We start from the raw sequence: 23,218 nt of genomic DNA, 5'->3' as shown, positions 1-23,218 counted from the left end.
GGGTTTTTTTACGGCCCGCCGCCGCAGCCCGGCACTATCCGCTGTCATGATGGCGGCGCTACAATCACCGGATGAACACGGAAAGACGGTATGAAGTTTTTGCTGAGCAACGATGACGGCTACGCCGCCCCTGGACTAGCCATGCTGGCTCAGACCCTGCGCCGCTACGGCGAAGTGGTGGTCGTGGCGCCGGAGCGCGACCGCAGCGGCGCCAGCAACTCGCTGACGCTGGACCGCCCGCTGACGGCGCGCAGGGCCGACAACGGTTTTTACTTCGTCGATGGCACCCCGACCGATTGCGTGCACCTGGCGGTGACCGGCTTGCTCGACTTCAGGCCGGACATGATATTCAGCGGCATCAACAACGGCCCCAATATGGGCGACGACACGCTGTACTCCGGCACGGTGGCGGCCGCCACGGAAGGCTTCATGCTGGGCATCCCGTCCATCGCCGTCTCGCTGGCCGGCCACAGCGGCAAGCATTTCGCCAGCGCCGGCAAAGTTGTGGCACAACTGGTGGAGCGCTGCCTGGAGCAGCCTTTCGCCCAACCCGTGCTGCTGAACGTCAATGTGCCGGATGCGCCGCCGGAGCAGATAGGCGAAATGCAAGTCACCCGGCTGGGCCGCCGCCATGCCGCGCAGCCCGTGATCAAATCACAGAATCCGCGCGGCGAGACGATATACTGGGTAGGACCGGTCGGCGCGGTGCAGGATGCCGGCGCCGGCACCGACTTCGGCTGCATCGCCGCGAACCAGCCCTCGCTTACCCCGCTGATGCTGGATCTCACGGCCTACGGGCAATTGGACAGGATTTCCACATGGCTTCACCGCTGACACCGACCAGCCAGGCACATGGCATGCTTTCCGAGCGCACGCGCCGGCGCATGACCGACCGCCTGCGCCAGCACGGCATCGCCGACGAGCGCGTGCTGGCCGCCATGCACGAGGTGCCCCGCCATCTGTTCGTCGATCAGGCGCTGGCCACCCGCGCCTATGACGATGTCTCGCTGCCCATAGGCCATGGCCAGACCATCTCCCAACCACTGACGGTGGCGCGGATGACGGAGCTGCTGGTTCAGGGCCGCCAGCCCGGCAAGATACTGGAAATCGGCACCGGCTGCGGTTACCAGACGGCCGTGCTGCTGAAGACCGGCGCGGAAGTGTATTCCATGGAACGACTGGCCGCGATTCTGGACCAAGCAAGACGCAATCTGCGCGCCGCCAAACTGATCCACGCCCGCCTGGTCCATGGCGACGGCTACGCCGGGCTGGCGGAGGCCGCGCCTTTCGACGGCATCATCGTCACCGCCGCCGCGCGCGCGATGCCGACCGCCCTGGTCGATCAACTGGCCGACGGCGGCAGAATGGTGCTGCCGCTGGGCGAAGCCGAGCAACATTTATGGCTGCTGGAGAAAACAGCGCAAGGTTTGCAAAAGACCCGGCTGGATCCGGTTAAATTTGTGCCGCTGCTCAATGGCCGCAGTTAAAACTGCAAAAACGCAACACTCTCACTGTCAGACAATCGAGCAAGACTCCAACTTCAACGTTTCAACAAAAAAACATGCTAAAAATGCATTGCAGGTATGCCTACATATTAACCGCCCTACTCGGCACATCTTTGTTCGGTTGCAGCAGCATGGTGCAACAGGCGGCCCCGGTTGAAGCCGCCACGCCTTCGGCCATGGCAGGAAGCAAACCGGCCCCGGCCGCCAAGCCGGCAGCCAAGCCCGACCATACCGAAGCCATTCCGTACCGGGACGGCGGCGGCTTGAACATGCAGCCGATAGAGCAGGCAGCGCCGGCTGGCGGCGAACAGACTTACGTGGTGAAACCGGGCGACAACCTGTTTCGCATTTCGCTGAACCACGGCTTGAAGTACAAAGATGTCGCAGAATGGAACAACCTTCCCGACACCGGCATCAAAGTAGGACAGGTCTTGCGGTTGACGCCTCCAGGCGCGGCGCCCGCCGTCAAGACCACCCAGGCCCCAGCCGCCCAGCCGGTCTCGGCTCCGCCTCCGGCTTTGGCCGCAAACGCGGGACACGCGGCCGCCTCCGCGACCGGCGGCGAAACGAAGACTTACCCCAAGGCGCTGAAACTGCCGTACGGCAGCGAAGCCGCCAAGGACATCGCGGCCCAGAGCGAGGGACGCGGCGGCAAGAACAACAACGCTCAGGCATCTAGTTCGCCCGTTTCCCCTCCCCCGGGGAAAAAGCAGGAAGCCAGCACGGCGGTCTCCGCCGCGCCGGCGCAGGAGGCCAGCGCACCGACAGCCAAGCAGGAAGAGGATGCCGTGGCGTGGGCCTGGCCGACCGAGGGCAAAGTCATCAAGGGCTACTCGGACAGCAACAAGGGCATTGAAATCAGCGGGCGCCAGGGACAAGCGGTGCTCGCCGCGGGGGATGGCAAGGTGGTGTACAGCGGAACCGGGCTGCGCGGCTACGGCAAGCTGATCATCATCAAGCACAATAAAACCTTCTTGTCGGCATACGCGCATAACAGCCAGTTGCTGGTAAAGGAAGGACAGACTGTCAAGAAAGGGCAGAAGATTGCCGAAATGGGCAATACCGATGCCGACCAGGTCAAGCTGCATTTCGAGATTCGCCGCTTCGGCAAGCCGGTGGATCCGATGCAATATCTTGAACACAAGTCCTAGCGGGTAGGCTCTGCCCCCGCCGGACAAGACAGCGACGGGGGTAGAGAGATGAGCAATGAAATCGACATCCTGGACGAGAACGAAATTCTCGACGAGGAAAACAACGAAGAAAGCGCCGCTGAAAACGAGGCTGAGGAAAGCAGCGAAAGCAACTCAGTCTTCGAGGACGTGGTGGCCGACGTCACCCAGATCTATCTGAACGACATCGGCAACAACGCGCTCTTGACGCCGCAGGAAGAACTGGCGCTGGCTCGCCGCGTGGTCGCCGGCGAATTCGAAGCCCGCCAGAAGATGATCGAACACAATCTTCGGCTGGTGGTGAACATCGCCAAGCACTACATCAACCGCGGCCTGGCGCTGCTGGATCTGATCGAAGAAGGCAATATCGGCCTGATGCACGCGCTGGAGAAGTTCGATCCGGAACGCGGCTTTCGCTTCTCCACCTATGCCACCTGGTGGATACGCCAGAGCATAGAGCGGGCGATCATGAACCAGTCGCGCACCATACGGCTGCCGGTGCACGTGATCAAGGAGCTGAACGTCTATCTGCGCGCCTCGCGCCATCTGGAAAGCCAGATCGGCCGCGAGCCGACGCTGGAGGAAATCGCCCACCTGGTCGGCAAGCCGGTGGACGACGTGCGCAAGGTGATGAACCTGAACGAGCGCATGGCTTCGCTGGACGCGCCGCTGGACATCGACCCCATGCTGTCCATAGGCGAATCGATCCCGGACGAACAGCACGAGGAGCCGGAGCTGCAGCTGCACAACAGCCAGCTGGAAATGTTCGTGCATGACTGGCTGAGCCAGCTCAACGAGAAGCAGCGACTGGTGATCGAGCGCCGCTACGGCCTCAACGGCTACGAGATCTGCACGCTGGAAGAGTTGGCCGCTTCGCTGAGCCTGACCCGCGAGCGCGTGCGGCAAATCCAGATCGAAGGCCTGGAGCAATTGCGCCGCATCCTGCGCCGCAAAGGCATCTCGCGAGACTTCCTGCTCTAAGCGCCCAGCGCCCTCTTGCGGCCCGGCTCTCGCCGGGCCTTGTCATTTCCAGCGCCGCGCCCGCCGGCGCCAACGCCGCTCCTTCGCCGCATCCGGCTGTTGGCGCCGATAGCGCAGATCGACATACTCGTCCACCAGCCATTTGAGCTGTTTGAAGTCATCGCGCGGCAAGCCGCGCGCCGCCTTCAGCAAGTCCAACGGCCCTTGCGATGGCGCAAGCGCGACGCTCCGCCGCGCCAACCGCCGTCGCAAGGACTCCCAGCCGTCCTCGAGCGGCGGCTGCCGCGGACGCCTGCGCCACCACAAAAACAAGGGCAGCAAGGCCAGCGGCATGCCGGCGAGCAAGCCGCGCGCTACGCTTGCGCTGTCCACATCCGCGCCCAGGCCCAGCCGTTGAAACAGCCCGCGTTGCCGGTTGGCGTCATAGCCGACCACCCATTGCTGCCAGGCGAAGTCGGCTGCCTGCCATTGCTGGCGCCAGCCGCGCAACCAACGCGGCGGCAGCACCGCGCCGGCGGCGCCCTCGTCACGCAGCGCCGGCAAAGATTGCTCCGCTCCCCGCTCCAGCCGCCCCGGCGACACCGCCGAGGTTGGATCCACCCTCAGCCAGCGCCGCTCGCCTGACAGCCAGACTTCCGTCCAGGCATGGGCATCGGACGAACGCACCAGCCAGAACTTCCCCACCGGGTTGTATTCCCCTCCCTGGTAGCCCACCACCACCCGCGCAGGCATGCCGGCGGCGCGCGCCAGATAGGCAAAGGCCGAAGCATAATGCTCGCAGAACCCCTCGCGGGTCTCGAACAGAAACTGATCCACCGGCGGCTCCCTCAGCAACGGCGGCTGCAGGGTATAACGAAAGCCGTTCTGCCGCAGATACTGCAGCGCCTGCTGAATGAACGCCCTCTCGTCCCTCGCCGTCGACGCCCACTCCGCGGCCAGCACCCGGCTGCGCGGATTGCCTGGCGGCAGCCGCGTGTAAAACGCCCGCGCGCCTGGCGACAAACTCTCTTCCGCGCGCGCGTCCACCAAGCTCTGCATCGCATAGCGCGCCAACTCGTCCTGATTACGGTCCTGCCGCAAGACGCCGCCGGAGGCGAGATGGCTGCCCGGCGGCGCCTCAACCGGCATTTCCAACGCCGGCAGCCGTCCCCGGTCGGCCCGCAACGTCATGCTATAGCGCACCGGCCGGCCGCCGGCCGCCGACTGCGACAGCCTCCCCCCCTCCATCGCCCGGCTCCAACGGCGGCCATCGAACGCGTCCAGCAACATCGCCCGCCAATACAACTGGTCCTGCCTGGGCGCAGGGCCGTCGAACACCACGCTGAACGCCGGATCCCGGTTCAGCACCAGGCTGCTGATGCTGCCCGGCTCCATATCCTCGCCCAAGCCGCTGCCCGCCGACGACTGCGGCTTCGGCATGCTCCACAATGGCTCCGGCAAGCGCGGCATCACCACGAACAAGGCCAGCATGATGGGCAGCGATAGCAACAAGGCCTGCGCCGCGCTGCGCCAGCTGCCGCGCGGCAAGCCGCCAGCCAGCACGGCAGCAGCCCAGGTCAGCAGCCATAGCGCCGATATCAGCCAGGCCGCCATCCAAGGCGACTGGTCGAACAATAGCGGCATCGCCGCCAGGAAGAAGCCCAGCGCCAGCAGGACGCGCCAATCGCGCAGGGTAGTCGTTTCATAAGCCTTGAACGCCATCAGCAAGGTCAGCAGGGCTACGCCGCCTTCCCTGCCTATCAACGTGCCCAACTGCAGCCACGCCGCCCCTACGGACACGACGAGCAAGGGCAGCAGCAGCCAGCGCGACGGCATCGCGCCGCCGCGCCGCTCCAGGCGCGCGCGCGCCAGCAGCGCCAAGCCAGCCGCCGCCATCAGCCATAAAGGCAGAAACCAGGCCAGCGGCAGCATGACCCAGCCCATGGCCAGCAATACCGGCTCGCCGCGCCACGGTCTTCCGGCGCTCATTCCCGGCCTCCAAACAGGGCCAGCGCCCCCAGCGCCAGCTCTCTCTGGCGCGGCTGCGGGCCGATTTCGGCGCCAGGCAGGCATAGGCGGTAATGTTGGCGCCGCCGCTCGCATTGCTCCACCCGCCAGGCCATGCGCGACAAGCGACGCTCCACGTCGGCATCCTGGCCGTAATCCGTCCATCGGATCAGTTTCAACTCGGCTCCGCTTTCGCCGGCGAAGCGCTTGCTGGCCAGCGTGTCGCGCCGCGCCAGCACTTTCCAGGCGATTTGCCGCGGCGTATCGCCGTAGCGGTAGGCATCCAGATGCGAAAAGTCGTCGCCGCCCGGCTGGCTCGCCCCGCCCTCCCCGTCATCTCCTTCCTTCGCGCCGCGCGCCGCGTCGGGCAAAGGCGCCGGATACACCAGCAGACGCGCCCTCAGCCGCAGCACCGCCCAGGCTCGGATCAAGCCAAAGGGCGCGTCGCTTTCCACCACGCACAGAGGCAGCTCCAGCCAGCCACGCCGCGGCGCGGGCGTCTCCAGCTCCGCCACCGCGCTCGCCCGTCCGTCCAATGCGCAGGCTTGCGCGGCCTCCGCCACCCCCTGTGGGTAGACCGCCAAGCGACGCGGCAAAGGCTGGGGATTGTCCAGCAACAGCCTAAAACGCGCCGTCTCGCCGGCGAACACCGCGCCGCCCGGCTCCGCGGAAAGCTTCAAGCCCGCCAGCTGGCGATAGGCCATCAACACCGCCACCAGAGTCAGGCCTGCGATCCAGAACGCCAGCGCGTAAGCCAGGCTGACCTGGTAGTTCAGCGCGCCCACCCAGACCGCCAGCGCTACGGCCAGCAACAGCAGGCCAAAACGAGTAGGCAGCAGATAAATCCGCCGTTGCGTCAGCTCGCAGCTGTCCTGCAAAGGCAATCGCGCCAGCCACCAGCGGCGCAAGCGTTCACGGAATGGCGATATGGGCAAGCAGCCGCTCCAATTCCTGTTCGACATCGACGCCGGACGCGGACTGCAGCCGGTGCGCGGCCACTGGCAGAAACACTGCCTTGACGTCCTCCGGCAGCAGGTGGTCGCGACCGGACAGCAGCGCCCAGCCGCGAGCCGCGGCGACCAGCGCCTGCCCAGCGCGCGGACTGAGTCCGGTCGCGAACAAGCCCGGCCGGCGCGTCGCCTCCAGCAACGCCAGCAGATAGTCGGCCAGCGCCGGCGCCACCGTCACCGCAGCGGCCTTGCCTTGCAGCGCCTGCAGCTCCTCCGGCTTCATCACCGCCTGGAAGCGCTCCAGCAGCGCCCGCCTGTCCTCTCCCATCAACAAGGCTTTTTCCGCCTCGCGCGGCGGGTAGCCCAGAGAAATTCGCATCAGGAAGCGGTCCAACTGCGACTCCGGTAGCGGAAACGTCCCCATCTGCTCGCCCGGATTCTGAGTGGCGATGACAAAGAACGGCGACGGCAGCGCATGCGTCTCGCCATCTATCGACACCTGGCGCTCCTCCATCGCCTCCAGCAGCGCCGATTGCACCTTGGGAGACGCGCGGTTGATCTCGTCGGCCAGCAGCACCTGGGTGAATACCGGCCCCTTGTGCAGCTCGAAGCGGCCGCTGTCGCGCTGGTAAATGCTGACGCCCAGGATGTCCGCCGGCAGCAGGTCGCTGGTGAATTGCACCCGGCGGTAATCCAGACCCAGCACGCGGGCCAGGCCATGCGCCAGCGTGGTTTTGCCGACGCCGGGCACATCGTCTATCAACAGGTGGCCGCGGGCGATGAGGCAGGCGAAGCCCAGGCGGATCGCCTGCGGTTTGCCCAGAATCAGCGTGTTCAATTGCCGGTAGGCGAGGGAGAGTGATTGCATTTGACCCCGGTTGCGCGCAGTATTTATCAAAATCACATATTCGCTATCCATTGTAAGCGCGTAGGGAGCGTACGTGTTCACCTGGCTGAAAAACCGTCTGCAGCGCAATGGCCTGACGGCCTACGTCACGCATGCCGAATGTCTGCAGCACAATATGGGTGTGGGCCACCCCGAATGCCCGGAACGACTGACGGCCATCCGCGATCAGCTGATGGCCTCGCAAATCTTCGACAGCCTGCAGGAAGTCGAGGCGCCTGAAGTCACCTACGAACAGCTGGCCCGCGTCCACCCGCCGCGCTACGTCGAATATCTGGAAGCCTGCGCGCCCAGCGTCGGCACCTTCCGCCTGGACCCGGACACGGCCATGTCGCCCGGCACGCTGAAAGCGGCGCACCGCGCCGCCGGCGCCGTGGTCAAGGCGGTGGAGCTGGTGGCCGAGGACAAGGCGCCCAACGCCTTCTGCGCCATCCGCCCGCCCGGCCACCACGCAGAGAGCGACAAGGCCATGGGCTTCTGCTTCTTCAACAACATCGCCGTCGGCGTGGCCCATGCGCTGGCCAAGTACAAATTCGAACGCGTGGCGGTGGTGGATTTCGATGTGCACCACGGCAACGGCACAGAGGAAATCCTGCACGACGACCCGCGCGTGCTGATGATCTCCATCTTCCAGCATCCGTTCTATCCCTATCGCGGCGACCAGCCCATGGGGCCCAATATGCACAATGTGCCACTGAAAGCCGGCAGCAGCGGACGCGAGTTCCGCGAGGTGGTGGAAAACGTCTGGCTGCCGCTGCTGCACGAATTCCAGCCGCAGATGCTGTTCATCTCCGCAGGCTTCGACGCCCACCGCGAGGACGACATGGGCTCGCTGGGCCTGACGGAATCGGACTATGAGTGGGTAACGCGCCACCTGATGCAAATAGCCGACCAATACTGCGCCGGCCGCGTGGTATCGGTGCTGGAAGGCGGCTACGACCTGTCGGCGCTGGGCCGCAGCGTCGCCGCCCATATCCGGGTGCTGTCCGATGGCTGAACTTCCCCGCCGTGGCGCAGTCTCAATCAGCTAGCGGCGCGGAAGTGACTGGCTGTGGGCCTTCTCCGCCCCGTAGGACAGCATTTCAAATATCGACATGATTGGAAGAAAAAACATGGGCCATTGGCTGCGCAATAATCGCGGATTCCTGGTTTTCCTTTTGGTGTTTGGCCTGTTCCGCACCGCGGTGGCGGACTGGAACCCGATCCCATCCGGTTCGATGCGCCCCACCGTGCTGGAAGGCGACGTGGTGTTGGTCAACCGGCTGGCCTACGACCTGAAGCTGCCCTTGAGCAACGTCATCCTGCATCGCACCGGCGAACCTCAGCGCGGCGACATCGTCACCTTCTCATCGCCCAAGGACGGCATGCGGATGATCAAGCGGCTGGTGGCCGTGCCCGGCGACACGGTGGAAATGCGCAATGAGGAACTGATCATCAACGGCCGCGCCGCCCATTACCAACCGCTGCAGCAACTGACGGAGACCGTGGCGGACAATGTGGCGCTGCCTGCGCTGCGCTTGCAAGAAAGCGGCGTGCTGCCGCCGCACCGCATGCAATGGCTGGCAGGCGTCAACGCCCGCAGCAACTTCGGTCCAATCACGATCCCGCCGGGGCAGTACATGATGCTCGGCGACAACCGCGACGACAGCGCCGACTCGCGTTACTTCGGTCTGGTGCCGCGCAATCTGCTGATCGGCCGCGCCGTAGGCGTGATCGCCTCCGCCGACATCACCGGCAACTGGATGCCGCGCTGGGAGCGTTTCGCCAGCGATTTCCACTGATCGTTCATCGCCAAACAAAAAGCCGTCCCATCCGGGACGGCTTTTTCTTGGCCGAAAATCAATCGTCAGCTGGCGTCGCTCTTGCCGCCTATCTTGTCTTCCTGGCCGGTCATCAGCTTGATCAGATTGGACTTGTGGCGGTGGATCACCACGATGGCGATGATGATGCAGGTGCCGAAATACACGCTGTGCGGCCCCAGGATGAAAAAGGCGTACACCGGAACCAGCACGCAGGCCACGATGGCGGACAGCGAGGAAATTTTCACCACGAAGGCCATGAACAGCCAGGTGGCGACCGCTGCCAGCGCCAGCGGCGCGCTGATGCCGAACAGAATGCCGACCGCCGTGGCCACGCCCTTGCCGCCCTTGAAGCCGAAGAACACCGGCCACATATGGCCGAACAACACGGCCAACGCGCACAGCGCGATGCCCTGCTCGCTCAATCCGTAACGCGGTCCCAGCCAGGCGGCCAGCGCTACCGCCGCCCAGCCCTTGACGCCATCGCCCAGCAGCGTCAACACGGCGGCCAGCTTCTTGCCGCTGCGCAGCACATTGGTAGCGCCGGGATTGCCTGAGCCGTAACTGCGCGGGTCAGCCATGCCCATCGCCTTGCTGACGATCACGGCGAAAGACAGGGAGCCGATCAGATAGGCCGCCAGGACAAATGCGAATGCGGTCGTGGTCATGGTGGTGGTGTGTCCGTTGGATTAGAATACGAAGTTTCGGATTTTACGGTATCGGGCGGCAAAGCCCAACCTCCTCGGACTGATGGACATCATATTCCTGCGCGAAGTGCGCGCCGACACGGTGATAGGCGTGTACGACTGGGAGCGCAAAGCCGCCCAGACCATAGAAATCGACCTGGAGATCGGCATACCCAGCGACACGCCCTGCCATAGCGACAATATCGGCGACACCATACACTACGGCGTGGTGGTGGAGAAGTTGCGCCAGTCGCTGCAAGAGCAACATTTCCTGTTACTGGAAGCACTTGCCGAGCACATCGCGAAAATGGTGCGCGAGGAGTTCGGCGCGCCATGGGTCAGAGTCGCCGTCACCAAGCTGGGCATACTGCCCGGCGTCAAACGCGTGGGGGTGCAGATAGAACGCGGCCACCGGCCGCATTGAGGAGGATCAGTCGGTATTGAAGCGCAGCTTCAAGCCGACATCCTTGTTGTGCATCTTGACGGTCAGATGAGTGTGCTTGCCCAAATCCACATTGGGCACCAGGCGCATCGCATGGCCATCCGGGTCCTGCTCCAAGCGCAATGGGCCAATCTGCAGCCCTTGCGGCTGCAAATCCTGTTTTTGCACCTCAGCGTCTCGCGGAGAGGCGCACATCAGCGCATGCGGCAAACAGGCCGCCGCCACGGCTCCGCACTGCAGCCCGAATGCCAGCGACAACAATAGGCGGCGGTCCATAGCGGGCGGCTCCATCCATCGATACCTTAATCATGGACCACGCCGCGCCGCCGTCAAGAATAGTCACGCGCTTAACGATTCCGCATGAAATCCGCGGTATTGTAGAAGGCCTCCAGCAGCTTTTCCTTGAGCCAATCCTCCGCCACCAGCTCGTCCACCGCCTGCCGCATGCAGAACATCCATTGATCGCGCGCCGCCTCGTCAACCGCGAACGGCATGTGACGCATGCGCAGCCGCGGATGGCCGAACGTCTCCATATAAAGCGATGGCCCGCCCAGCCAGCCGGACAGGAACATGAACAGCTTCTGCCGCGAACCGGCGAGATCGTCAGGATGCATGTCGCGCAAAGGCTTGACCGCCGGCTCGCTGTCCATGATGTCGTAAAACCGGTCCGTCAACCAACGCACCACCCCCTCGCCGCCCAGCAACTGGTACGGCGTCATTTCCTGCACTTCGCTCATTCCCGCTCCAATGCCGGCGCGCCGCGCCGACGTTCAATTCTTGCCAGCCTTATTCACAATCCGCAAAACGCGAAATCCAATTGCGGCTTCAGGCCGCTGATGATCTCGGCCAGCGCGCGGCCGGAGCCGGCGCCCTCGGTCCAGCCCAGCGTGCCATGGCCAGTGTTCAGATACAGGCGGCCTATGCCGCTCTTGCCTATCAGCGGCACATTGCCCGGCGTGGCCGGACGCAATCCGCTCCAGAATCGCGCGGCGTCCCAATCGCAAGCTTCGGGAAACAAGGCCCGTCCGCGCCGCAGCAGCGCCTCGCAACGCGCGGCGTTGAGGCTGGACGAATAACCGGACAGCTCGGCGGTCCCGGCGATGCGCAACTCATCACCCAGACGGCTGAACACCAGCTTGTGCGCCTCATCGGTGATGCTGACCATGGGAGCCGCAAGCAGGCTCTTCACCGGCACCGTCGCCGAATAGCCCTTGGCCGGATAGATGGGCAGACGCAGCCCCAGCGGCGCGGTCAGCAGCGGCGAATGGCTGCCCAGCGCCAGCACATAGGCATCGGCCGTGACCCTGTCGTAGCTGCCGTCCGGCCCGGTCACCGACACGGCCCGCACTTCGCCATCCACCGCTTCCAGCGCATTGATCCGGGTATGGTAGCGAAACGCCACGCCCAGCCCGGCGGCTTCCTCAGCCAGGCCCCGGGTAAACAGGTGGACATCGCCGGACTCATCGTCCGGACACCAGCTGGCGCCGGCCAGTTGAGGCAGGGCCCGCTCCAACGCCGGCTCCAGCGCCAATAGCTGGTCGGGCGCCAGCATGCGCTTGTCCACGCCCAGCTCCCGCATCCTGGCCGCGCCGCGCTCGGCGGCGGCCAATTGCGCGGCGCTGTAATGAAGCGTCAGGATGCCGCGCGACAGACGGCGATAGACAATGCCGGTCTCTTCCCGCAACAGCCGCATCGCGTCGCGGCTATACAGGCCCAGCGCCACCATTTGCCGCATATTGCGATGCTCGCGCCCAGGCAGGCACTCGCGCAGGAAATGTAGAATCCAGCGCCATTGCGCCGGCTCCAGACGTGGCCGGAACAACAAGGGAGCATCGTCGCGCCACAGCCAGCGCAGCACTTGCCACGGCGCGCGCGGATTGGCCCACGGCTCCGATTGGCTGACCGACAATTGGCCGCCGTTGGCGAAGCTGGTTTCGCGCGCCGCTCCGCAGGCCCTATCCAGCACCACCACCTCATGCCCCATTTTGGCCAGGAACCAGGCGGTGGACACGCCCACCACGCCGGCTCCGAGTACTGCCACTCGCATCCCGCCTCCATCTGAAAAGACGAAGGGCAAGACTCGCTTGCCCTTGAGTGCGGAATGTTAAAGCCAAACGATCGCCGGGGCGACTGTTTTGTCAGACAAACGGTTTATTTCTTGGCGTGCTCGTACACGGTCTTGCCGCGCAAATGGAAATAATCCGAGGCGAAATAGAAGTTTTCCGAATGGCCTACGAACAGCAGGCCGTCCGGCTTGAGCAGCGGCGCGAAGCGCTTGAGCACGGCGAACTGGGTGTCGCGGTCGAAATAGATCATCACGTTGCGGCAGAAGATGGCGTCGAACTGCTTGCGCACCGCCCAATTGCTCTCCACCAGATTCAGCCGCTGGAAGGTGATCATATTGCGCAGCGCCTGTTTGGCCTGATAGCTGCCGTCCGGCAGCTTGTCGAAATACTTGGCGGCATGGCCGGCCGGCAGACGCGCGATCTTGTCGGCCGAGTAAATGCCCTTGCGCCCGGTTTCCAACACGCTGGTATCCAGATCGGTGGCCAGCACGCTGATATTCGGCCTCGACATGCCGGGAAAAGCCTCCAGCGCCGTGATGGCCAGCGAATACGGCTCCTCGCCGGTGGACGCCGCCGCGCACCAGATGGACAGCTCGCCACCGCCAGCCGCCTTTTTCTTCAGCTGCTCGGCCAGAATCGGGAAGTGGTGCTCCTCGCGGAAAAAGAAGGTCAGATTGGTGGTCAGCGCGTTGACGAACTGCTCGAACTCGCGCTTGCCGCCTATGGACTCCAGAAAATCGACGTAGGCGGCGAAGCCGGGCAGCTTCAACTCGCGGATCCGGCGCACCAGGCGGCCATACACCATATCCTTCTTGGACGGGTTGAGGGAAATTCCCGCCTCCTTGTAGATCAACTTGCGGATGCGCTCGAAATCGCCGTCACTGAAGGCGAACTCGCGGTTGAACTCAATTTTGGGCAATACCACCGGCGGCAACTTGTTCATGTCCTGTTTTCCACAGCAAAAAGGCCCGGGCAAGTGCCCGGGCCTGGTTCTTACCTTCGCTCAGTATCACACCGAGAACGAAGAACCACAACCGCAAGTGGTGGTGGCGTTGGGATTGCGAATCACGAACTGCGAGCCTTCCAGGCTTTCCTGATAGTCGATCTCGGCGCCGACCAGGTACTGGTAGCTCATCGGATCCACTAGGAAGGTCACGCCCTGGCGCTCGATTGCGGTGTCGTCCTCATTCGCGATCTCATCGAACGTGAAACCGTACTGGAAGCCGGAGCAACCGCCGCCGGTCACGAACACGCGCAGTTTCAGATCGGGATTGCCCTCTTCCGCGATCAGATCCTGAACTTTGGCGCAGGCGCTATCGGTAAAGTTGATCGGGCACGGCATTTCGGTAGCAGCTTCTGTCATGTGTAACCTCGCATTCAATCGGGCCGGTCGCGGCCATTCACCCACTATTTTAGTCGGATATCGGGGCGGATGGCGAGCCTTCAAGCCCTTGACCGCCATTATCTGCCGGGCGTTCCGCCTTCTCCCAATCAGCCACTTCCATGAATCGGCGAAAACGGCGGATCGCCCCTTTGGGGCATCCGCCCTAGCTGGCGCATCCCTCTCGCCAATTGCCGTTGATCGGCAATTGGCGACTGATTTACGGCATCAGGGGCACAACATCCAGACCGTCCAGCTCCGGCAAGCCGAACATCAGATTCATGTTCTGCACCGCCTGGCCGGCCGCGCCCTTGACCAGATTGTCTATCACCGACAACACCACCACGGTGTCGGCTCCCTGCGGGCGGTGCACGGCGATGCGGCACAGATTGGCGCCGCGCACCGATCGGGTTTCCGGATGGCTGCCAGCCGGCAACACATCGACGAAACCTTCCTTGGCATAGCGGTTTTCAAACAACTGTTGCAGATCCACATCCTTAGTCAGCCGCGCATACAGCGTGGCATGAATGCCGCGTATCATCGGCGTCAGGTGCGGCACGAAGGTCAGGCCCACCGGCTTGCCGCCGATATGGGCCAGGCCCTGGCGGATTTCCGGCAGGTGGCGGTGGCCGGCCACGCCATAGGCCTTGAAGGAATCGCCCGCCTCGGCCAGCAGCGCGCCGATCTCGCCCTTGCGGCCGGCCCCGGACACGCCGGACTTGCAGTCGGCGATCAGGCTGGAAGCGTCGATCACGCCAGCTTCGATCAGCGGCAGATAACCCAGCTGCACCGCGGTCGGATAGCAGCCCGGGTTAGCTACCAGCCGCGCGCCGCGGATGGCCTCGCGGTTCACTTCCGGCAGGCCGTAGACAGCCTCGGCCACCAGTTGCGGCGCGGCGTGCGGCATGCCATACCATTTCTCCCATTCGGCCACGTCCTTGATGCGGAAGTCCGCCGCCAAGTCTACCACTCTCACGCCGGCCTCCAGCAAGGCGGCGGCATCCTGCATGGCGATGCCGTTGGGCGTAGCGAAGAACACCACGTCGCACTCGGCCAGGCGCGCTTCGTCAGGCGTGGTGAAGACAAGATCGATGCGGCCGCGCAGGCTGGGGAACATCTCGTCGACGCGGATGCCGGCATCCTTGCGCGAGGTCACCGCCGTCACGCTGACCCGCGGATGCTTGGCCAGCAAACGCAACAACTCCACACCGGTATAACCGGTTCCCCCGACGATCCCGACCTTGATCATGGCCTGCCCTTTGTATAAAAAAATGTCGCAAAAGCGACATTTTAGGCAGGCTGCGCCGCAGCGGCAAGCGCGGATTCACAATAAAGAAAAAACCGCCGGGCCAAAGGCCGAGCGGCTTCTTCTGTGCAGAATCCGAGCGATTAACGCTTGGAGAACTGCTTGGCGCGGCGAGCTTTGCGCAGGCCGACCTTCTTACGTTCAACTTCGCGGGCGTCGCGAGTCACGTAGCCAGCAGCCGACAGAGCAGGCTTCAGCGCAGCGTCGAAGTCGATCAGGGCGCGGGTGATGCCGTGACGGATGGCGCCGGCTTGGCCGGTTTCACCACCGCCAACCACGTTCACCTTGATGTCGAAGGATTCGACATTTTCGGTCAGGACCAGCGGCTGGCGGATAACCATGCGACCGGTTTCACGGGCAAAATACTCGTCAACCGGCTTGCCGTTAACGATGATCTGGCCGGAACCCTTTTGCATGAACACGCGAGCGACGGAGCTCTTGCGACGGCCGGTGCCGTAGTAGTATTTACCGTTCATTGTTATGCCTTAAAATCAGATTTCCAGCACTTTGGGCTGTTGGGCGGAGTGCGGATGCTCGGAACCAGAGTACACCTTGAGCTTCTTGATCATGGCGTAACCCAGCGGACCCTTCGGCAGCATGCCTTTGACGGCTTTTTCCAGAACGCGCTCCGGGAACTGGTTTTGCAGTTCGGTGAAGGTGCGTTCGTAGATACCGCCCGGGTAACCGGAGTGACGGTAGTACTTCTTGTCTTGGGCCTTGGTACCGGTCACACGCAGCTTCTCGACGTTCACCACGACGATGAAGTCGCCGGTGTCAACGTGAGGAGTGAATTCCGGCTTGTGTTTGCCACGCAGGCGGCGGGCGATTTCGGCAGCCAGGCGACCCAGCACCTTGTCGGCGGCGTCGACCACGTACCACTCGCGCTTTACCTCATGCGGCTTGGCAGAAAAGGTCTTCATGGAACTCTTCCATCGTAATTCTTGAAAGTTACGGATTTTAGAGCAGTGGCCGGGTAGCTGTCAAACCCTTGTGACACAACAGATTTCCAGAGGCTGAAAACTGTGCGAATGCGTGGCGGATATGGTCAAAAAAAAAGCGCAACGCTGCTGCGTGTTGCGCCAAGTTCCACCTTAAGAAGGAGGATGGAGGAGACAACACCAGGAGCGCCACAGTGCGTAACGCCCTGATGCCATACCGATTATCAGTATCCCTAAGGGATTAGGCAAGCACTTTTTGTGCAGTGCACGATAAACGATGCGCGCGCGCGTCACGCCTCGTTCCGCAATGCGAAAACGGACGCCGCCCAGCGTCCATTTAATCATGCCTATCAGTGGCTTACAGCTTGATCGCGGCGTCCAGCGCCACTTCCATCATATCGCGGAAGGAAGTCTGGCGCTCCTCGGCGCTGGTGGCCTCGCCGGTCGGAATGATGTCCGATACGGTCAGAATGCCGGCCGCGCGCGCGCCGTACTGGGCGGCCACGGCGTAGATGCCTGCCAGCTCCATCTCGATCACGTTGACCTGCATCTTGGCCAGCACGTCCAGCATGTTCGGCTGCACGCCATAGAACAAGTCGGCGGAGAACACATTGCCGACTGTGACTTTTTTGCCCTGCTCGGCCGCGGTGTCCACCAGGGTGCGCAGCAGGGTGTAGTCGGCGATGGCGGCGTAGTCGTGGTCATTGAAGCGCATGCGGTTCACCTTGCTGTCGGTGGACGCGCCCATGGCGATGAACAGCTCGCGCAGCTTGATGTCGGCGGTGACCGCGCCGCAGGAGCCGATGCGGATGATGTTCTTGACGCCGTAGTCCTTGACCAGCTCGGTGGTGTAGATGCTGGCGGACGGGATGCCCATGCCGTGCGCCATCACCGACAGGCGCTTGCCCTTGTAGGTGCCGGTGTAGCCGAACACATTGCGCACATTGGTGACCTGCTCGGCGCCTTCCAGGAAGGTTTCGGCGATCATCTGGGCGCGCAGCGGGTCGCCCGGCATCAGTACGGTTTCTGCGAAAGCGCCGTCTTTGGCGTTGATATGCGGGGTGGCCATTGCAGGTCTCCTCTTTTTTCGATGTTTCAGACCCGCCCGTTGTCCACGGGCGGAAAAATGGGGCCGAGCCGCCTGCGCAGGGCGGCGCGGATGCAGGCGATCAGTTCAGGAAGGACTCGCCGTACTCCATGGGCGACAGGCCCAGGTGGCAGGCCACGCTCTGACCGATGTCGGCGAAAGTGGTTCGTTCGCCCAGGCTGCCCGGCCTCACCTTCTTGCCGTAGCACAGCACCGGGATGTGCTCGCGCGTGTGGTCGGTGCCCGGCCAGGTCGGGTCGCAACCGTGGTCTGCCGACAGGATCAGGATATCGTCCTCGCCCATCGCGGCCATGACTTCCGGCAGGCGTGCGTCGAACTCTTCCAGCGCCGCGGCGTAGCCTGCAGTATTGCGACGATGGCCGTAGCTGGAGTCGAAATCGACGAAGTTGGCCATGATGATGGCCGGCTTGTCCTGATGCTGCGCCATCGCGCCCAGCGTGGCGTCCCACAGCTGGTCAAAGCCGGTGGCTTTGTGCTTGTGGGTGATGCCGACGTGGGCGTAGATGTCGGCGATCTTGCCGATGGACACCACATCCCCGCCGGCTTCGGCCAGCTTCTGCAGCACCGTGGCCGCCGGCGGCTCCACCGCCAGGTCCTTGCGGTTGCCGGTGCGGGCGAACTTGCCCGTACCTTCGCCGATGAACGGGCGCGCGATCACGCGGCCGATGTTGTATGGCTCCAACAGCTCGCGGGTGATCTTGCACAGCTCGTACAGCTTGTCGAGGCCATAGGTCTCTTCATGGCAGGCGATCTGGAACACCGAATCGGCCGAGGTGTAGAAGATGGGCTTGCCGCTCTGCATGTGCTCTTCGCCCAGGCGGTCCAGAATCTCGGTGCCGGAGGCGTGGCAATTGCCCAGATAGCCCGGCAAGCCGGCCTTGGCCACGATGGCGTCCAGCAGCGCCTGCGGGAAGCTGTTGTCGTGATCGCTGAAATAGCCCCAGTCGAACAATACCGGCACGCCGGCGATTTCCCAGTGGCCGGACGGGGTGTCCTTGCCGCTGGAGATTTCGCGGGCATAGCCATAGGCGGCCTCCGGCGCGGCCGGATCCATCCCTTCCGGGAAGTAGCCGGACGACAGCTGGCAGGCGTGGGCCAGGCCCATCCTGGACAGATTGGGCAGCGTCAGCGGGCCGCTGCGGCCGATGTCGGCGCGGCCGGCGGCCGCCTCCATCGCGATATGGCCCAAGGTGTTGCTGCCGGCGTCGCCGAACTTCGGCGCGTCAGCCGCCGCGCCTATGCCCAGCGAATCGAGAATGATGATAATTGCGCGTTTCATGCTGCCTCCCTGGCCTTATTCGCCACGGATGATCTGGTAGACCTGCGGCGGCAGCGCGGCCGGCGCGATTTCATCGATGCGGATGGCGGCCTTGATGCGACGCGCCGCGTCTTCGAAGCTCGCCTCGTCGGCGGCGTGGATCATCATCAGCGGGGTGTCTTTACTGATATTTTGGCCCAGTTCGACGAACTGCGACAGTCCTACGCGGAAATCCAGCACATCGGTGGCCAGACGGCGGCCGCCGCCCAGCGCGCAGACGGCCATGCCGATACCGCGGGTGTCCATCGCGCCGACGAAGCCGGCCTTGTCGGCGTAAACCGGACGCACGATGGGCGCCGGCGCCAGGTGGCGGTCGTAGTTTTCCAGGAAGTCGGCCGGGCCGCCCAGGGCGGTCACCATGCGGCCGAAGATTTCCGCGGCGCGGCCGGAGTCCAGCGCGGCCTGCAGCTTGGCGCTGGCGTCAGTCTCGTCCGCCGCCAGCTTGCCGCCGATCAGCATCTGCGCGCACAGCGCCATGGTCACTTCGTGCAGGCGCGGATTGCGTTCGTCGCCCTTCAGATAACGCACCGCTTCGCGGGTTTCAATGCTGTTGCCGGCGGTGGAGGCCAAGGGCTGGCTCATTTCGGTGATCAGCGCGGTGGTGGCCACGCCGGCGCCGTTGCCCACTTTGACAATGCGCTCGGCCAGTTCGATGGACTTCTGCATGGTCGGCATGAAGGCGCCGCTGCCGGCCTTCACGTCCATCACCAACACGTCCAGGCCCGCCGCCAGTTTCTTGGACAGGATGGACGCGGTGATCAGCGCGATGGACTCCACCGTGGCGGTGACGTCGCGAGTGGCGTAGAAGCGGCGATCCGCCGGGGCCAGGTCCGACGTCTGGCCGATGATGGCCACGCCGACATCCTTCACCACCTTGCGGAACAGTTCCGGCTCCGGGAACGGGTTATAGCCAGGCACCGCGGACAGCTTGTCCAGCGTGCCGCCGGTGTGGCCCAAACCGCGGCCGGAAATCATCGGCACGAAGCCGCCGCAGGCGGCGACCATGGGCCCGAGCATCAGCGACACCACGTCGCCCACGCCGCCGGTGGAGTGCTTGTCCACGATGGGGCCGGGCAAGTTCAGATCTTTCCAGTGCATGCGGCGGCCGGAATCGCGCATGGCCAGCGCCAGGTGCACGTTTTCTTCCAGCTCCATGCCGTTGAAGTAGATGGCCATCGCCAGCGCGGCGATCTGGCTGTCGGCCACGCTGTTGTCGGTGATGCCGGCGACGAATTGCTGGATTTCTTCTTGCGACAGCATCAGGCCGTCGCGTTTTCTACGGATGATTTCTTGCGGCAAAAACATGGCATTCTCCTGCCTGAAACCCATTGCGCCGCTAATTGAAACGGCAATGGGCGATGCGGCCGGGAAATCGCCCGGCCAGAGTGCGGAACCCCCGCGTATTCCTAAGTTCGATCAGTAGCCGCTGGTTTGCTTGGCCACGCCGCCGGCGATCTCGATCTGCAGATTGGCCAGCAGGCTGGACGCGCCGAAGCGGAAGTGATCGGCATTGACCCAGGCATCGCCCAGCAGGCCGCCGGCCAGGTCCAGGTACTGCTTGGCCTCGGCCGCGCTCTTCACGCCGCCTGCAGCCTTGAAGCCGCACTTGCCGCCCTGTTCCTTGATCACGTTCAGCATCGCGTCCGCCGCTTCCAGCGTGGCGTTGACCGGCACCTTGCCGGTGGAGGTCTTGATGAAGTCCGCGCCCGCGCGGATGGAGATCTCGCTGGCTTCGCGGATCAGCGCAGCGTCTTTCAGTTCGCCGCTTTCGATGATGACTTTCAGCAGCTTGCCGCCGCAGGCTTCCTTGCAGGCCTTGACCAGCTCGAAACCGATGTCGCGGTTGCCTGCCATCAGCGCGCGGTACGGAAACACCACATCCACTTCGTCGGCGCCGTAGGCGATGGCGGCGCGGGTTTCCGCGACGGCGATGGCGACGTCGTCATTGCCGTGCGGGAAGTTGGTGACGGTGGCCACCAGCACTTCCGGGCAGCCCGCTTCGCGCAGCGTTTTCTTGGCGATGGGCACGAAGCGCGGGAACACGCAGACGGCGGCCACAGTGCCGTCCTGGCTCTTGGCCTTTTGGCACAGCGCGATCACCTTGGCGTCGGTGTCGTCGTCGTTGAGGGTGGTCAGGTCCATCAGGGACAGCGCGCGGCGCGCGGCTTCAATCAATGCAGACATGGTCGTTCTCTCTAGAATGGCATCGCTCGGTCCCGAATCTTCGCCGCCATGACGGCGTTTTGTCCGAGGCACTGCATGCGATTATGAAAATTTCTTCACGTGAAAGCAAATTGCGAATCGAACGGACTTGCTTAAACGCAAACCGCCAGCCGCCCGGCCGGCTCGGCCCCAAAAGCCAAACCGGCTGAAAAGCCCGCCGCGCGGACCTTTCAGCCGGCTCCCCTGATACTTCGCCTTAGACCCGGCGCGCTTCCTGCACGCCGGACAGCTCCATCAAGCGCGACAACACCCGGCTGATATCCTGCACCTGGCGCACTTCCACCGTCAGCCGCAAGCGGCTTTTCTGATCACGCGCCAGCGTGTTGACGCCTATCAGGTTCAGCTTCTCGCGCGACAATACGTCGGAAATATCGCGCAACAGGCCGGGCCGGTCCTGCGACATCACCTCGATGTCTATCGGGAACACGCTGTTCTTTTGCTCGCCCCATTCCGCCGCGATCAGCCGCTCCGGCACCTCCTGCGACAGCTTTTTCAGCGTCAGGCAGCTGCTGCGGTGGATGGAAATGCCGCGCCCCTTGGTCACGAAGCCCATCACCTGGTCCGGCGGCGCCGGCTTGCAGCACTTGGCCAGCACCGTCATCAGGTTGTCCACGCCCTCGATCAGCACGCCGCCGGCGTCATGGCCGCCCTTGCTGGCGCGGATCAGGCTTTCCGGCTGCACCTCCACCGCCGGGGGCGGCGCGAAGCTGGTGATGGCGTTGCTGACCGCGCGTATCGTCAGCTCGCCGTGGCCCAGCGCGCCGTAGACTTCGTCCAGCTTGTCATAGCCCAGCTTCTCGGCCAGCTGCAGCAGATTGGGCTGGATATGCGGCCGCCGCGCCAGCTCGCGCTCGAACAGCGCCTTGCCGGTTTCGCGTACCGTGTCGGCGTTTTGCAGCCGGATATACTGGCGGATCTTGGAGATGGCGCGATGGCTCTTCACCCAGCCGTCGTGCAGCCAGTTGACCGACGGGCCGCCTTCCTTGGCCGCCAGGATTTCCACGCGCTGGCCGTTCTGCAGCGGCGTGGACAGCGGCACGATCTGCCCTTCTACTTTGGCGCCGCGGCAGCGGTTGCCCAGGCCGGAATGAATCGCGTAAGCGAAGTCGATCGGCGTGGCGCCCTGCGGCAGCGCCAGTACCTTGCCTTGCGGCGTCAGCACATAGATGGTGTCGGCGAACAGCTCGGTCTTGAACGCCTCGGCCAGGCCTTCGCGGTCGGACATTTCCTCGCGCCAATCCAGCAGCTGGCGCAGCCAGGAGATTTTCTCCTCGTAAGCCGCGTCGCCCTTGCCGCCTTCCTTGTAGCGCCAGTGCGCCGCCACGCCGAATTCGGCATGCTCGTGCATCTCGAAGGTGCGGATCTGCACCTCCAGCGCTTTGTCCTCGGGGCCGATCACCGCGGTGTGCAGGCTGCGGTAGTTATTGGCCTTGGGATGGGAGATGTAGTCGTCGAACTCGCCGCGTATCGGCTGCCACATGCCGTGGATGATGCCGAGCGCGGTGTAGCAGTCCGGCAGTTTGTCCACCAGGATGCGCACCGCGCGGATGTCGTAAAGCTCCGAGAAGTCGAGCTTTTTCTTCTTCATCTTCTTCCAGATGGAATAGATGTGCTTGGGCCGGCCGGCCACTTCGGCCTTGACGCCGGCCTTGCTCAATTCTTCGCGCAGAACGTTCAGCACGCGCTCGATATAGTCGATGCGCTCCAGCCGCCGCTCGTCCAGCAACTTGGCGATCTTCTTGTAGGTGTCCGGCTCGGTGTGGCGGAGGCCCAAGTCCTCCAGCTCCCACTTGATCTGCCATACGCCCAGCCGGTTGGCCAAGGGCGCGAACAGCTCCAGCGTTTCGCCGGCGATGCGGCGGCGCACCGCCTCGTCAGCCACATTGGCCAGGTAATGCATGGTTTGCGTGCGCCAGGCCAGCTTGATCAGCACCACGCGGATGTCCGCCACCATTGCCAGCAGCATCTTGCGCATGGTCTCGGCTTGGCGCGCGCAGTCCTCCGGCGTGGCCATCTTGTCGATGCGGGCGAATTCGGTGATGCGGCGCACGCCGCCGACGCCGTCCACCAGCATGGCCACGGTGGGATTGAAGGTTTCAGTCAGCCACTGCTGCCATTCCGGGTGGTAATCCGGCGCGGAGAACAGCAGCGTCGCCGCGATGGCGTCCGGCAGCAAGTGGAGGTCCGCCACGATGGCAGCCGCGGCCACCGCGTGGCTGAACAGGTCTTCTCCAGTGGCGGGAACGGTCTTGCCAGCGTACATCTGGCGCGCAGCCTCGAAGGCGCGCGCCAGCAGCGCGCCGTCCTCGGGCGAGTAGGCGGCGGACAAGCGCTGCAGCCAGCGCGCCGGATCGGCGGCGTCGGCCAGGGTATCGGCAACGGTACGGACTACGGAAACCATATCTGTCTATCTGGACGGACTCGCCGTCTTCAATTGTAAGCCGGGCGCGCCCAGC

The 23,218-nt window shown here is 63.9% G+C and carries 24 protein-coding genes; 7 read left to right on the top strand and 17 right to left on the bottom strand.

What is annotated here, in order from left to right; genetic code table 11:
- The first annotated feature begins 90 nt into the window (after window positions 1-90).
- The 4 genes from surE (at window position 91) to rpoS (ending at window position 3,655) form a co-directional block, all read left to right on the top strand.
- Entirely contained in the window at window positions 91-834 is a 744-nt protein-coding gene (gene surE, locus C2I19_RS07855) for a 5'/3'-nucleotidase SurE (RefSeq protein WP_103902150.1), read from the top strand.
- The gene (locus tag C2I19_RS07850; protein WP_103902149.1) at window positions 819-1,487 is read left to right on the top strand and encodes a protein-L-isoaspartate(D-aspartate) O-methyltransferase; all 669 of its coding nucleotides are present in this window, start codon (window positions 819-821) and stop codon (window positions 1,485-1,487) included. Before surE ends, C2I19_RS07850 begins: the two co-directional genes overlap by 16 nt.
- 194 nt (window positions 1,488-1,681) lie before the next feature.
- On the top strand, window positions 1,682-2,656 hold the full coding sequence (locus tag C2I19_RS07845) for a peptidoglycan DD-metalloendopeptidase family protein (protein WP_233201142.1): 975 nt from the start codon (window positions 1,682-1,684) through the stop codon (window positions 2,654-2,656).
- A gap of 48 nt (window positions 2,657-2,704) precedes the next feature.
- Complete coding sequence (gene rpoS / locus C2I19_RS07840; RefSeq protein WP_103902147.1) at window positions 2,705-3,655, top strand: RNA polymerase sigma factor RpoS; 951 nt, start codon at window positions 2,705-2,707, stop codon at window positions 3,653-3,655.
- 42 nt (window positions 3,656-3,697) lie between these two features.
- Here the strand turns inward: rpoS and C2I19_RS07835 are convergent, their stop codons facing one another.
- The 3 genes from C2I19_RS07835 to C2I19_RS07825 are packed head-to-tail and all read right to left on the bottom strand — an operon-like array spanning window position 3,698 to window position 7,459.
- Window positions 3,698-5,623: a transglutaminase TgpA family protein gene (locus C2I19_RS07835; protein ID WP_158253657.1), complete on the bottom strand. Its 1,926-nt coding sequence runs from the start codon at window positions 5,621-5,623 to the stop codon at window positions 3,698-3,700.
- Window positions 5,620-6,576 carry a DUF58 domain-containing protein gene (locus C2I19_RS07830; RefSeq protein ID WP_233201141.1) on the bottom strand — a complete coding sequence of 319 codons (957 nt, stop codon included), beginning with the start codon at window positions 6,574-6,576 and terminating at the stop codon, window positions 5,620-5,622. The genes C2I19_RS07835 and C2I19_RS07830 overlap by 4 nt, the downstream gene beginning before the upstream one ends.
- Window positions 6,554-7,459: an AAA family ATPase gene (locus tag C2I19_RS07825; RefSeq protein ID WP_103902144.1), complete on the bottom strand. Its 906-nt coding sequence runs from the start codon at window positions 7,457-7,459 to the stop codon at window positions 6,554-6,556. The genes C2I19_RS07830 and C2I19_RS07825 overlap by 23 nt, the downstream gene beginning before the upstream one ends.
- A 73-nt stretch (window positions 7,460-7,532) precedes the next feature.
- Here C2I19_RS07825 and C2I19_RS07820 point away from each other — a divergent pair, with 73 nt between their 5' ends.
- Window positions 7,533-8,492 carry a histone deacetylase family protein gene (locus C2I19_RS07820; protein WP_103902143.1) on the top strand — a complete coding sequence of 320 codons (960 nt, stop codon included), beginning with the start codon at window positions 7,533-7,535 and terminating at the stop codon, window positions 8,490-8,492.
- Window positions 8,493-8,607: 115 nt separating this feature from the next.
- Window positions 8,608-9,276: a signal peptidase I gene (lepB, locus tag C2I19_RS07815; protein WP_103902142.1), complete on the top strand. Its 669-nt coding sequence runs from the start codon at window positions 8,608-8,610 to the stop codon at window positions 9,274-9,276.
- A gap of 65 nt (window positions 9,277-9,341) precedes the next feature.
- On the opposite strand, the gene plsY is transcribed toward lepB, so the two are convergent.
- Entirely contained in the window at window positions 9,342-9,962 is a 621-nt protein-coding gene (gene plsY / locus C2I19_RS07810) for a glycerol-3-phosphate 1-O-acyltransferase PlsY (RefSeq protein WP_103902141.1), read from the bottom strand.
- An 82-nt stretch (window positions 9,963-10,044) separates the two neighbouring features.
- Between plsY and C2I19_RS07805 the strand changes: the two genes are divergently transcribed.
- A complete protein-coding gene (locus C2I19_RS07805; protein ID WP_103902140.1) occupies window positions 10,045-10,404 on the top strand; it encodes a dihydroneopterin aldolase in 360 nt (119 codons plus the stop codon).
- Window positions 10,405-10,410: 6 nt separating this feature from the next.
- Here the strand turns inward: C2I19_RS07805 and C2I19_RS07800 are convergent, their stop codons facing one another.
- From C2I19_RS07800 to C2I19_RS07740, 13 genes are all read right to left on the bottom strand, one after another.
- Window positions 10,411-10,698 (bottom strand): hypothetical protein, encoded by a 288-nt coding sequence (locus tag C2I19_RS07800; protein ID WP_103902139.1) that lies wholly within the window; start codon window positions 10,696-10,698, stop codon window positions 10,411-10,413.
- Between the two features lie 71 nt (window positions 10,699-10,769).
- A complete protein-coding gene (locus C2I19_RS07795; protein ID WP_199181111.1) occupies window positions 10,770-11,159 on the bottom strand; it encodes a group II truncated hemoglobin in 390 nt (129 codons plus the stop codon).
- 53 nt (window positions 11,160-11,212) lie between these two features.
- Window positions 11,213-12,469, bottom strand: coding sequence for a D-amino acid dehydrogenase (locus C2I19_RS07790; RefSeq protein WP_103902138.1), 1,257 nt, complete (start codon window positions 12,467-12,469; stop codon window positions 11,213-11,215).
- A 104-nt stretch (window positions 12,470-12,573) separates the two neighbouring features.
- Window positions 12,574-13,431: a CheR family methyltransferase gene (locus C2I19_RS07785; protein WP_103902137.1), complete on the bottom strand. Its 858-nt coding sequence runs from the start codon at window positions 13,429-13,431 to the stop codon at window positions 12,574-12,576.
- Between the two features lie 66 nt (window positions 13,432-13,497).
- The gene (gene erpA / locus C2I19_RS07780) at window positions 13,498-13,830 is read right to left on the bottom strand and encodes an iron-sulfur cluster insertion protein ErpA (RefSeq protein WP_369816066.1); all 333 of its coding nucleotides are present in this window, start codon (window positions 13,828-13,830) and stop codon (window positions 13,498-13,500) included.
- 259 nt (window positions 13,831-14,089) lie between these two features.
- Window positions 14,090-15,118 carry an N-acetyl-gamma-glutamyl-phosphate reductase gene (gene argC / locus C2I19_RS07775; RefSeq protein WP_103902136.1) on the bottom strand — a complete coding sequence of 343 codons (1,029 nt, stop codon included), beginning with the start codon at window positions 15,116-15,118 and terminating at the stop codon, window positions 14,090-14,092.
- 140 nt (window positions 15,119-15,258) lie between these two features.
- Window positions 15,259-15,651, bottom strand: a complete 393-nt coding sequence (gene rpsI / locus C2I19_RS07770) for a 30S ribosomal protein S9 (protein WP_103902135.1) — start codon at window positions 15,649-15,651, stop codon at window positions 15,259-15,261.
- A gap of 15 nt (window positions 15,652-15,666) precedes the next feature.
- Window positions 15,667-16,095 (bottom strand): 50S ribosomal protein L13, encoded by a 429-nt coding sequence (rplM, locus tag C2I19_RS07765; RefSeq protein WP_043621694.1) that lies wholly within the window; start codon window positions 16,093-16,095, stop codon window positions 15,667-15,669.
- 376 nt (window positions 16,096-16,471) lie between these two features.
- Complete coding sequence (gene deoD / locus C2I19_RS07760) at window positions 16,472-17,182, bottom strand: purine-nucleoside phosphorylase (RefSeq protein WP_103902134.1); 711 nt, start codon at window positions 17,180-17,182, stop codon at window positions 16,472-16,474.
- 100 nt (window positions 17,183-17,282) lie between these two features.
- Window positions 17,283-18,500, bottom strand: coding sequence for a phosphopentomutase (locus C2I19_RS07755; protein WP_103902133.1), 1,218 nt, complete (start codon window positions 18,498-18,500; stop codon window positions 17,283-17,285).
- 15 nt (window positions 18,501-18,515) lie between these two features.
- Window positions 18,516-19,844 (bottom strand): thymidine phosphorylase, encoded by a 1,329-nt coding sequence (deoA, locus tag C2I19_RS07750; RefSeq protein ID WP_103902132.1) that lies wholly within the window; start codon window positions 19,842-19,844, stop codon window positions 18,516-18,518.
- 111 nt (window positions 19,845-19,955) lie between these two features.
- Entirely contained in the window at window positions 19,956-20,723 is a 768-nt protein-coding gene (gene deoC, locus C2I19_RS07745) for a deoxyribose-phosphate aldolase (RefSeq protein WP_103902131.1), read from the bottom strand.
- A 235-nt stretch (window positions 20,724-20,958) separates the two neighbouring features.
- Window positions 20,959-23,163 (bottom strand): RelA/SpoT family protein, encoded by a 2,205-nt coding sequence (locus C2I19_RS07740; RefSeq protein ID WP_103902130.1) that lies wholly within the window; start codon window positions 23,161-23,163, stop codon window positions 20,959-20,961.
- Between the last annotated feature and the right edge of the window lie 55 nt (window positions 23,164-23,218).

This window comes from Chromobacterium alticapitis (assembly GCF_002924365.1).
GTDB lineage: Bacteria > Pseudomonadota > Gammaproteobacteria > Burkholderiales > Chromobacteriaceae > Chromobacterium > Chromobacterium alticapitis.
This window is presented reverse-complemented; position numbering and strand designations above follow the sequence as displayed.

Bases quoted from the DNA above. Each gene is read 5' to 3' on its own strand.
- rpoS (WP_103902147.1), top strand. From the start codon at position 2,705: ATGAGCAATGAAATCGACATCCTGGACGAGAACGAAATTCTCGACGAG.
- deoD (WP_103902134.1), bottom strand. From the start codon at position 17,182: ATGGCCACCCCGCATATCAACGCCAAAGACGGCGCTTTCGCAGAAACC.
- plsY (WP_103902141.1), bottom strand. From the start codon at position 9,962: ATGACCACGACCGCATTCGCATTTGTCCTGGCGGCCTATCTGATCGGC.
- deoC (WP_103902131.1), bottom strand. From the start codon at position 20,723: ATGTCTGCATTGATTGAAGCCGCGCGCCGCGCGCTGTCCCTGATGGAC.
- deoA (WP_103902132.1), bottom strand. From the start codon at position 19,844: ATGTTTTTGCCGCAAGAAATCATCCGTAGAAAACGCGACGGCCTGATG.
- argC (WP_103902136.1), bottom strand. From the start codon at position 15,118: ATGATCAAGGTCGGGATCGTCGGGGGAACCGGTTATACCGGTGTGGAG.
- C2I19_RS07845 (WP_233201142.1), top strand. From the start codon at position 1,682: ATGGCAGGAAGCAAACCGGCCCCGGCCGCCAAGCCGGCAGCCAAGCCC.
- erpA (WP_369816066.1), bottom strand. From the start codon at position 13,830: ATGCCGTGCCCGATCAACTTTACCGATAGCGCCTGCGCCAAAGTTCAG.
- C2I19_RS07795 (WP_199181111.1), bottom strand. From the start codon at position 11,159: ATGAGCGAAGTGCAGGAAATGACGCCGTACCAGTTGCTGGGCGGCGAG.
- C2I19_RS07850 (WP_103902149.1), top strand. From the start codon at position 819: ATGGCTTCACCGCTGACACCGACCAGCCAGGCACATGGCATGCTTTCC.
- C2I19_RS07800 (WP_103902139.1), bottom strand. From the start codon at position 10,698: ATGGACCGCCGCCTATTGTTGTCGCTGGCATTCGGGCTGCAGTGCGGA.
- C2I19_RS07825 (WP_103902144.1), bottom strand. From the start codon at position 7,459: ATGCAATCACTCTCCCTCGCCTACCGGCAATTGAACACGCTGATTCTG.
- rpsI (WP_103902135.1), bottom strand. From the start codon at position 15,651: ATGAACGGTAAATACTACTACGGCACCGGCCGTCGCAAGAGCTCCGTC.
- C2I19_RS07790 (WP_103902138.1), bottom strand. From the start codon at position 12,469: ATGCGAGTGGCAGTACTCGGAGCCGGCGTGGTGGGCGTGTCCACCGCC.
- surE (WP_103902150.1), top strand. From the start codon at position 91: ATGAAGTTTTTGCTGAGCAACGATGACGGCTACGCCGCCCCTGGACTA.
- C2I19_RS07835 (WP_158253657.1), bottom strand. From the start codon at position 5,623: ATGAGCGCCGGAAGACCGTGGCGCGGCGAGCCGGTATTGCTGGCCATG.
- C2I19_RS07755 (WP_103902133.1), bottom strand. From the start codon at position 18,500: ATGAAACGCGCAATTATCATCATTCTCGATTCGCTGGGCATAGGCGCG.
- C2I19_RS07740 (WP_103902130.1), bottom strand. From the start codon at position 23,163: ATGGTTTCCGTAGTCCGTACCGTTGCCGATACCCTGGCCGACGCCGCC.
- C2I19_RS07785 (WP_103902137.1), bottom strand. From the start codon at position 13,431: ATGAACAAGTTGCCGCCGGTGGTATTGCCCAAAATTGAGTTCAACCGC.
- lepB (WP_103902142.1), top strand. From the start codon at position 8,608: ATGGGCCATTGGCTGCGCAATAATCGCGGATTCCTGGTTTTCCTTTTG.
- C2I19_RS07805 (WP_103902140.1), top strand. From the start codon at position 10,045: ATGGACATCATATTCCTGCGCGAAGTGCGCGCCGACACGGTGATAGGC.
- rplM (WP_043621694.1), bottom strand. From the start codon at position 16,095: ATGAAGACCTTTTCTGCCAAGCCGCATGAGGTAAAGCGCGAGTGGTAC.